The following is a 9,576-nucleotide window of genomic DNA, read 5'->3' on the forward strand; positions in this document are numbered from 1 at the left end:
TCACCTTTTCTAAATAACCCGCACCCTTCCAAACCATATAACAGGCTTTAGCATCGCCATAAATACGGATGCGCCGCACAGTCGCGCTTGCATCCGTGACCAACATCAGGCAACCCCGCCAACCCGGAGCGCGCCCGGGGCCGTACATGGCGTGCAAAGAGCTGGGCACGGGCTGTAAGGCCAGCCCCACAGCCGCGTCTACCGACGCAGCAAGTCCTTTTTGGTATTCTTCTTTCGTCATCATTTACATGAAAAGTCAATTGAAATCCCTGCTTGGCATTGGCCTGCTGGCCTTCACGTTTGCCTGCGGCTCGCAGCAGCCCGCCGATGCCCAGAACCCACCGCGCTCCACGGCCGGCTTTGCGCCCACCAACCTGACTGGGCTGGCCGTGGCCACGTTTGCCGGCGGCTGCTTTTGGGCGCAGGAAGAAGCTTTTGAGGAGATAAAGGGAGTGAAGCAGGTGGTGAGCGGCTACGCCGGCGGCACCAAGGCCAACCCCACTTATGAGGAAGTGGCCGACAAAACCACCGGCCACACCGAAACGGTGCAGATTTACTACGACCCCAAAGTCATCAGCTACCAAAAGCTGGCCGACATCTTCTTCACCGCCTCGCACGACCCCACGCAGCTGAACCGGCAGGGGCCGGACGCCGGGCCGGAGTACCGCTCGGCCGCGTTCTACCGCACGCCGGAGGAAAAGAAAATCCTGGAAAACACCATTGCTAAGGTCAACGCCTCGAAGGAATACGACAGCAAAATTGTGACCCAGGTGGTGCCGTTTCAGAAGTTCTGGCCCGCCGAGGACTACCACCAGGGCTACTACCGCCTGCACCCCGAAAACCCCTACATCGCCCACGTATCGGCGCACAAGGTAGAGCACGTGCAAAAGCTGTTTCCTCAGGACCTTAAAAACCCGTTGTAGCGCTCAACTGTTCAGCTGGCGCGCAACTCTCGAAAGCCCTGGCCCGTACCGGCCGGGGCTTTTGGTAGCTGCTGTGCACCCGTTCCCGGCGGCCTATCTTTGAAAGCAGAAGTGGCCTGCTGGTGGCCTGTTTCTGTTGCTTGTCTGTTTGTGTATGTCTGTTGCTACCCCGCCCGCGCTGGATTTTGAGCTGCTGTTTTCGCTGCTGCCCGCGCCCCACGGTGTGCTGGCCCCCGACGGCACGGTGCTGCATCTGAATGAAGCTATGGCTTCCCTGCTGCCAGCGGGCACTGCGCCCGGCACCCTCGTCGGCCAGCCGCTGGCAGCCCTGTGCGCCGCGGTTGAAACGGGCGGAAATATGCTGGCGGCCACCGATACCTGGGCTCCGGCTCTGGCTGCCGCGCTGGCCGGCAGCACGCAGGTGCTGATGCCCGAACGGACGAACACCGCCCCACCGCACGGCTATTGGCAGGCCACGCTGCAACCCGTGCCACCGGAGCAGACGCAGTACGTGCTGCTGCGCCTGTTGGATGTGACACCGCAGCTGCACAGCCAGCAGGTGGCGGTGCAGGAGCAGGAACGGTTCCGCTTTCTGGCCGAAAGCCTGCCCCAGCTCATCTGGGCCACTAATGCGCAGGGCGAGGCCGACTACACCAATCAGCGCTTCATTGCCTACACCGGCCACGACGTGCTGCAAATGGCTCCGGCCGACAAAGCCGCGCTGTGGCAAGAGATTATCCACCCCGACGACCTGGCCGGGATGTATGCCCAGTGGGGCGAGGCGCTGCAAAGCGCCCAACCCTTCGAGCTGGAATTTCGGATGCGCGGCGTAGACGGTGAATACCGCTGGTTTCTTTCGCAGGTGGTGGCCCAGCGCGGGGCCGATGGGCGGGTACAGCGCTGGTTTGGGCTGTGCACCGACGTGGATGCCCGGCAGCGCGCGCAATTGCAGGTAGGGGCCCAGCAGCGCCATATGCAGCGCATTCTCGACCAGCTGCCGCTCACCATCACCTCCATGGAAGCGCCCGATTTCCGGTTCACTTTTCTCTCGGCCCGTGCTCGTGAAATGATGGGTTCCCGGGTTAAAATCGGTGCATCGGTGGCCGAGAGTCTGCCCGAAATTGCCGACCAGGGCTACCTGAAACTATTGCAGCAGGTGGTGGCCACCGGCCAGCCCGTGCTGGGCCACGAAGAGCATTCGCTGCTGACTGACCCCGCCTCCGGCGAGCCCCGCGAGCATTACAACAACTTCGGCTACCTACCACTGGCCGGCGAACCCGGAGCCGCCCCCGGCGTGCTGGCCTATAGCCTCGATGTGACGGAGCAGGTGCAGGCCCGCCAGCGCAGCGAAGCCCTGCAAGCCGAAGCCCGCGCCGCCGACCAGCGCCTGCGCCGCGTGACGGAAAGCCTGCCTTCCATCACCTTCATCAGCGACCAGGCCGGGGAGGTGCTCTACCTCAGCCCGCAGTGGTACGCCTACACCGGCACCCGGCCCACCGACGACCTGGCCGAGGTCTGGGCCGCCTGCCTGCACCCCGATGACACCGCCCGCGTGGCCACGGCTTACAGCGCCGCACTGGCCGCCGGCACGCCATGGCGCTATGAGTTGCGCCTGCGCCGCCATGACGGCGAATACCGGTGGTTTATGAGCCAGGGCGTCCCCGAGCCGCTGGCCGATGCCGTGGGCCGCTCCCGCCAGTGGTTTGGCTCCGACCTCGACATTCATGAGCTGCACGAGGCCCGGCACCGTCTCGAAGCCAAGGACCAGCAGCTGAGTCAGATTCTGGCCCAGGCCCCGGCGTTCATTGCCACATTTGAAGGCCCCGACCACCGCTACTCGTTCTTCAATACCAGCTATAATCAGCTGATGAGCCCGCGCCCCCGCCTGGGCCAGCCCGTGGCCGAGGTGCAGCCCGAAGTCGAGAAGCAGGGCTTCCTGCAGCTGCTCGACCGCGTGTACCAGACCGGCGAGCCGTTTATGGGGCACGAAATGCTCATCAGCCTGCCCGGCCACCAACCCGACGCCCCCAGCACCGAGCAATACTTTGACCTGAGCCTGGTGCCCCTGCGCAACGACCAGAACCAGGTGTATGGCGTGCTGAATTTTGCCCTCGAAGTGACCGAGCGCGTGCACGCCCGCCAGCGCGCCGAGGCGTTGGCGGCCGAAATGAACCGCCGCAACGAGCAGGTGAATGCCATCACGGCCTCGGTGCCGGTGTTCATCTTCAACTTCGACCCCAGCGGCTCCATCACCTACACCAACCCGTACTTTTACGAGTACACCGGCCTGAGCCCGGCCGCCGCGCCCGATTCGGCCTGGGAAGCCCTGCCGCCCGACGACCGCGCCGCCGTGAGCGCCGTGGGCCAGGCCGCTATGGCTGCCGGCCAAGCCTGGGAGGCCACCTTCCGCTGCCGCCGGCGCGACGGCGAGCTGCGCTGGTTTCAGACCAAGGCCCAGCCCTACACCGACGCCGCCGGCCAGCTGGCGGGCTTCAGCGCGGCCACGGTTGAAATCCACGACCTGCACGAGCGCACCGAGGAACTGACCCGCAGCCGCACCAACTTTGCCGCGCTGGCCGACAACATAGCCCAGCTGGCCTGGATGGCCGACGCCACGGGCCGTATTTTCTGGTATAACCAGCGGTGGTACGACTACACCGGCACCACCTTCGATAGCATGCAGGGCACGGGGTGGCGGGCCGTGTACGACCCCGCCCTGGTAGCGGGCATCAACGCCCGCTACCTGGCGGCCGTGCAGGCCGGGCAGCCCTGGGAAGACACCTTCCCGCTGCGCCGCCACGACGGCGAGTTCCGCTGGTTCCTCAGCCGCGCCCGGCCCATTCGCGACGCGGCCACCGGCGAAGTGGTGCGCTGGTTCGGCACCAACACCGACGTGACCGAGCTGCGCCGCCTGCAAACCCAGCTGGCCGAAAGCGAGGAAGAGCAACGCATTCAGGCCGAGAGTATTCCGCAGCAGGTGTGGACAGCCCGGCCCGATGGCACCGTGGACTTCTACAACCACCGCACGGCCGCTTACCTGGGCGAAGCCATGGAGAAAAACGGCGCGGCGCACTGGCTCAGCTTTGTGCACCCCGACGACCGCGCCCACATGCAGGAGCGGTGGCAGGCCGCCATCGCCAGCCAGCGCTACTACGAGGCCGAGTTCCGTCTGCGCCGCTACGACGGGCAGTACCGCTGGTTTCTGGGCCAGGCCCAGGCCCGGCGCGCGCCCGGTGGCGGTATCCTGAAATGGTACGGCACCAACACCGACGTGCACCAGCAGCGCCTGCTGCAGGAGCAGGTGCTGGCCAGCCAAAACCGTTTCAAGCAACTGCTCGAAGCGCTGCCCCAGATGGCCTGGACCTCGCGCCCCGACGGCAGCGTGAACTACTACAACCAGCGCTGGTACGACTTCACGGGCAGCACCTTCGAAACCATGCGCGACTGGGGCTGGGAGCGGTTTATTCACCCCGATGACCTGGCAGTCACCGTGGCCCGCTGGAAGCACAGCGTGGCCACTGGCGTCGACTTTGAGGCCGAACACCGCTGGCGCGACCAGATGGGCCACTACCGCTGGTTTCTGGCCCGCGCCGAAGCCATCCGCGACAAGGACGGTGCCGTGGTCTTGTGGGTGGGCGCCAACACCGACGTGCACGACTTCAAGCAGGTGCAGCAGCAGCTCGAACACCAGAACGCCCGCCTGACGCGCACCAACGAGGACCTTGACAACTTCGTGTACACGGCCTCGCACGACCTCAAGCAGCCCATCAACAACATGGCGGGCATCTTCGAGGAGCTGACCCGCACGGCGTATTTCCGCGACCCCGACGCCATCAAGCTCATTGGCTATTTCGAGCGCGCTCTGGCCCGGATTTATGCCACCATCGACGACCTCAGCGCTATTGTGCAGGTGCAGCGCCAGCAGCAGGAGCTGCCCGTCGAAGCCGTGGACCTCAACCAGCTGGTGGGAGAAATAATGGCCAGCCTGCACGACCAGATTGAGCAGAGCAAAGCCACTTTCGAACTGGACTTTGCCACTTTCCCGGCCATCGATTTTGTGCGCCCCAACCTGCAAAGCGTCCTGTTCAACCTCATCAGCAACTCGCTGAAATACGCCGCCCCCGGCCGGCCGCCGCGCATCCGCCTCAGCAGCACCCCCGATGCCATCACCGGCCGCCCCACCCTCACGGTGCAGGACAACGGCCTGGGCATTGACCTCGACCGCTTCGGGCCGCAGCTGTTCCAGCTGTTTCGCCGCTTCCACGCCCACGTCGACGGCACCGGCATGGGGCTTTACCTCGTCAACCGCATTGTGCAGAACCACGGCGGCCGCATCGAGGTGAGCAGCGTGGTGGACGAGGGCACCACGTTTCAGATTTATTTGTGAGCGCAGAGAGGCTACATACTGAAAAAGAACGTCATGCCGAGCGCAGCGAAGCATCTTTACCGCAGTACTAAATCCTTTCAATTGGATTACTTACACGGTAAAGATGCTTCGCTGCGCTCGGCATGACGTTCTTTTGAAATCCTAAATTCTCCTCACCACTCCCACCCCACCCGTGCTCCAGTCCAAACTCCCCGACGTTGGCGTCAGCATTTTCACCCAAATGACCCTGCTGGCCCAGGAAACCGGCGCCATCAACCTCGCCCAGGGCTTTCCGGATTACGACCCGCCACAGGAACTTCTGGAGGCCTTGGCCCGCCACGCCCTCACTCCCGGCCACCATCAGTACGCGCCCATGCCCGGCCTGCCCCGGCTGCGCGAGGCCATTGCTGCTCAGGTGACCCGCCTCCACGCTGACGCGCCCGCCCCCGACCCGGCCACCGAAATCACCATCACGGCCGGGGCCACCGAGGCGCTGTATGCCGTGCTGGCCGCTGTGGTGCGCCCCGGCGATGAGGTGCTGGTGTTTGAGCCTGCCTATGATTTGTACGGCCCCGCCATCCGGCTGCAGGGCGGCGTGCCGCGCTACGTGCGCCTGCCCGCCCCGCACTTCCGCCCCGACTGGGACGCCGTGCGCCGCGTGCTCACGGCCCGCACCCGCTTGGTAATAGTGAATACGCCCCACAACCCCAGCGGCGCCATTTTCACCGCCGACGACTGGCACGAGCTGGCCCGCCTGCTGGATGGCACCGACGCACTGGTGCTCAGCGACGAAGTGTACGAGCACCTCGTGTTCGACGGCACGCCGCGCATGAGCGCCCGCCAGTACCCGGCCCTGCGCGAGCGCAGCTTCGTGCTTTCGTCCTTCGGCAAAACCTATCACGCCACCGGCTGGAAAGTGGGCTATTGCATTGCCCCGCCCGCCCTCACGGCCGAGGTTCGCCGCGTGCACCAGTTCCTCACCTTCGCCGTGAGCACGCCCACCCAACACGCCCTCGCCGACGCGCTTGAAGGCGATGCCACCGATGCCCACGCCCGCGGCCTGGTCGGCTTTTACCAGCAGAAGCGCGACGAATTCCGCGCCCTGCTCGACGGTGCGGGCTGGGACCTGCTGCCGGTGCCCGGCGGTTACTTCCAGTTGGCCCGTTACGAGGCCTTCTCGCCCGCCAGCGACCTGGCTTTCGCCCAGTTTCTGGCCCGCGACAAGGGCGTGGCCGTCGTGCCCGTTTCGGCCTTCTACCACGATGGATTCGACGACGGCCTCATCCGGTTCTGCTTTGCCAAAGAATCGGCCACGCTACAGGCAGCAGCAGCGCGGCTCCGTTCGTAGCCCCGGCGTCTTCCTTCTAAGGCCAATAAATTTCTAACTGCCCGCTTTTTTTCAGAGAAGGCGGGCAGTTTTGTTTTTCGACTATCCCTTTTTGGAAACCGCAGCGGAGGTGCCAACTGAAAACCAGCCAGAAAAGCCATTGGCAGTGCTGAAATCCTCTGCGTTATAATCCAGGGCCTAGACTGCCAAAAGACATATATTCATCCACTCTCCCCCTTTGGCAAAAGCATAAAACAGAAAATAAGCACAACTATTTGCTTGCCAGCCCTGCGGCAAAAGGCAGTTCAGCAAATCTTCATTATTCTTTAATTCTTAGAAAAAACCATTTTTCCGTATAACTCTTTTACTTATCTTATCACATTGGCCCGAAGTATGCACTTCCGGTTTTAGGTACTAACGAGCGGCCAAATACCCCATTACAAGCCAACTACTTTATCCATTACTATCCGCCATTCGCCGATTATTCCCCGGCACTCGGCCCATTAACAGCTCAACAGCATTCACTATTTATTCCAAATTCATACCTTTCGAATTATCCGAAGCTGAACCATAAACCGATTCGGCTTTTTTCTATTCTCCTTACACTTCCCACCCGTGTCATTTGAACTAGAAATGGCGGCCCGCCTCGCGGCAGCTGCCCCCGGCGTTTCGCCCGCCCCGTCCCGCACTTCCTACGACCATGTCGTATTGCCTGGCGACTTCCCCGACCCCACCGTCACCAAAATCGGCGATACCTATTGGGCCAGCGCCACCTCGGCCGAGTGGGGCGCGGTATTCCCGATTTTCACCTCCAAAAACCTGCTCGATTGGGAGTTGGTGGGGCATGTTTTTCCTGAGAAGCTGCCCGACTGGGCCGGTTCCAATTTCTGGGCCCCTGAGCTCTATCACGAAAACGGCCGCACCTATATGTACTACACCGCCCGCAAAAAGGGCGGCATGCTGTGCGTGGCCGTGGCCAGCGCCGACCATCCTGCCGGCCCTTACACCGACCACGGCATATTAGTAGGCCAGGAGGCCGGCTCCATCGACGGCTTTGCCATGCCGGATGAGCACGGCGACCTCTACCTCATCTGGAAGGAAGACGGCAACTCCTGCCACCAGGACACGCCCATCTGGGCCCAGCGCCTGAACGATGAGCGCACCGCCCTCGTCGGCGAAGCTACCGAGCTGTTCGGCAACGACGTGAAGTGGGAAGGCCCGCTGGTGGAAGGCTCGGCCCTGGTGCGGCACAACGGCTGGTTCTACATGTTCTACGCCGGCAACAGCTGCTGCGGCAAGGGCTGCAACTACGCCACCGGCGTGGCCCGCTCGCGCCACCTGCTCGGTCCTTGGGAAAAGCACGAGCAAAACCCCATCCTCGACCGCAACACTACCTGGAAATGTCCCGGCCACGGCACCGTGACCGAGCTGGACGGCCGCTGGTTCCTGCTGCACCACGCCTACGCGGCCGAAAGCCACGAGTTTGTGGGCCGCCAGGGCCTCCTGAGCGAGTTTACCTGGAATGAGCAGGAATGGCCCGAGTTTGTGCACCGCAGCCCGCAGGCCCCGGCCCTCACCGACATGGGCCGTTTCAACGTGGCCGAGGAATTTGGGGGCGACCGCCTGGGCCTGGAATGGCAGTGGCCCATTGGCCAGCAGCCGGCCACGGCCGTGCGCGACGGCCAGCTGCGCCTCGCCGCGCACGACTCGCGCCTCGGCGCGCTGGTAGCGCGCCGCACCCACGCCGCCACCTACAAGGCCGCCACCACCATCGACTTCGCCAACCTGCCCGTCGACACCTTCGCCGGCCTGGCGGCCGTGGGCGACCCCTACAACGCCCTCGCCCTGATGGCCGGCAACGGCCAGCTCCAAATCTGGCACCTGAAAAGCGGCAAGCAGCAGTGCCTGGTCAACATCTTCATCGATGCCTGCCCCACCCTCACGCTGCGCCTCGAAGTGTGGGGCGGCCAGCGTTACCGTTTCGCCTACAGCACCGACGGCACCACCTGGCAGCCCCTGCCCACCGAAAGCTTCACCCTGAACGGTACCTACCTCCCGCCCTGGGACCGGGGCGTGCGCGTGGCCCTGGTGGCCCAGGGCGCGGCCGGCAGCACGGCCACGTTCAACAATTTCATCATCCGCAACCAGCGGTAGCAATCCAAACCGTTCGAGCCCGAAACAACAACGCCCGACACTGCTGTGCCGGGCGTTGTTGTTTTCCACTGCTTCAAGCGGCCGTACTAGCGGCGGTGCTTGGTCTTGCTCTTCGTTTTGGAAGGCGTGGATTTCTTGGTGGTTTTGTGAGCCGTGCTCTTTTTAGCACTGGTTTTTTTGGCTTTCGAAGAGCTGTGGGTGGGTTTGCTTTTGGCTTTGCTGCTCTTGCTTTTCGAGGTGCTTTTGCTGCTGTGCGAGGCCGACTTGCTCTTGCTCTTCGACTTGCTCGCCTTGCTTTTGCTGCTGCTGTGCGAGGTTGATTTGTGGGCTTTCGACTTGCTGCTGCGGCTGCTGTGGCGGGCGGCGCGGCGGGCTTCGGCCCGGGCCTCGGCGCGCGCTTCAGCTCTGGCTTCGGCGCGGGCTTCTTCGCGGCGGGCGGCGGCGCGGCGGGCGGCGCGGGCTTCGGCGTGGCTGGCCTCGTAGCTGCGGGCGGTGCGGGCCGAGGTGTTAACGGCTTCGTCGGTGGCCTCGGCGTAGTGGGCGGTGGCGTCGGTTTCGGGGGCGGCGGTGTTGTCTTCGGTGCTGGCTTTGGGGGCTTCGGCTACGATTTTCTTGCGGCGCACCGGCATCAGAAAATCACGCTCGGCGCGCTCGCGGAGGCTGAGGTTTTCCTCGCCCGGCAGCTTCGTTACGGGCGTTTGTTTCTCATTTTGGGCCTGAGCACTGCCCCAAGTGAGCAGCAGCGAAAGGAAGACAAATAGGTGCTTCATAGACGAATAAAGAAATAACAACGGAAGACAAAGCTA

Annotated in this window: 5 protein-coding genes; 4 read left to right on the plus strand and 1 reads right to left on the minus strand. The window is 63.5% G+C overall.

What is annotated here, in order from left to right; translation table 11 throughout:
* Positions 1–260 precede the first annotated feature (260 nt).
* From msrA to ACYVM5_RS08155, 4 genes are all read left to right on the plus strand, one after another.
* On the plus strand, positions 261–923 hold the full coding sequence (msrA, locus tag ACYVM5_RS08140; RefSeq protein WP_460617635.1) for a peptide-methionine (S)-S-oxide reductase MsrA: 663 nt from the start codon (positions 261–263) through the stop codon (positions 921–923).
* A 154-nt stretch (positions 924–1,077) separates the two neighbouring features.
* Positions 1,078–5,310 carry a PAS domain-containing sensor histidine kinase gene (locus ACYVM5_RS08145; protein WP_460617636.1) on the plus strand — a complete coding sequence of 1,411 codons (4,233 nt, stop codon included), beginning with the start codon at positions 1,078–1,080 and terminating at the stop codon, positions 5,308–5,310.
* Between the two features lie 172 nt (positions 5,311–5,482).
* Entirely contained in the window at positions 5,483–6,637 is a 1,155-nt protein-coding gene (locus ACYVM5_RS08150; RefSeq protein WP_460617637.1) for a methionine aminotransferase, read from the plus strand.
* A gap of 594 nt (positions 6,638–7,231) precedes the next feature.
* Positions 7,232–8,770: a family 43 glycosylhydrolase gene (locus ACYVM5_RS08155; protein ID WP_460617638.1), complete on the plus strand. Its 1,539-nt coding sequence runs from the start codon at positions 7,232–7,234 to the stop codon at positions 8,768–8,770.
* 86 nt (positions 8,771–8,856) lie between these two features.
* Here the strand turns inward: ACYVM5_RS08155 and ACYVM5_RS08160 are convergent, their stop codons facing one another.
* Entirely contained in the window at positions 8,857–9,540 is a 684-nt protein-coding gene (locus ACYVM5_RS08160; RefSeq protein ID WP_460617639.1) for a hypothetical protein, read from the minus strand.
* Positions 9,541–9,576 lie beyond the last annotated feature (36 nt).

The sequence above is a fragment of the Hymenobacter ruber genome (genome assembly GCF_054783255.1).